This is a genomic window from Mesorhizobium sp. M7A.F.Ca.CA.002.04.1.1, from assembly GCF_004022805.1.
GTDB lineage: Bacteria > Pseudomonadota > Alphaproteobacteria > Rhizobiales > Rhizobiaceae > Mesorhizobium > Mesorhizobium ciceri.
The window spans coordinates 1-441 of sequence record NZ_RZPL01001324.1 but is presented as its reverse complement, the minus strand read 5'-3'; the positions used below and the strand labels follow the sequence as shown (position 1 = coordinate 441).

1 protein-coding gene is annotated in these 441 nt (G+C 67.8%); it reads left to right on the top strand.

Translation table 11 applies throughout. From position 1 onward, the window contains the following. Window positions 1-441 (top strand): aminopeptidase P family N-terminal domain-containing protein (locus tag ENZ75_RS34020; protein WP_206617197.1); only part of this gene is annotated, 441 nt, incomplete at both ends.

Here is a 441-nt window from a genome sequence, read left to right as displayed (position 1 = left end):
GGGTTCTGCCGGATGCTGTCATCCGCAGCCACCCGATCTGGATCGAAGCCGCCACGCTGGACGCCTCGACGTCAGGGCAAGGGTTGCCGCAACGCATCGAGGCCGGCCTTGCCGGCCGGGCGCCGGGTTTTTCTCGGCCCGCGACATTCGAACTCGCTCGTGCCGTCGACGAGCTGAAGCAGATCCTGACCGGGTTCGGGCTCGGGCGCGCAAGGGTCGGCGTCGACCTCGATTTTGTGCCCGCCGCCGATTTCTCGGTCATGCAGGCGCTGTTGCCGGCCTGCACGATGGTCGACGGCTCGGCCGTGCTCGACAGGTTGCGGGCCATCAAGTCGCCGCGCGAGATCGACCTGCTGCAGCAAGGCATCATCCTGTCGGAAGCCGGGCTGGAGCGGCTGCAGGTCGATGCGATGGCCGGCATGCGCCAGGCCGATCTCATTG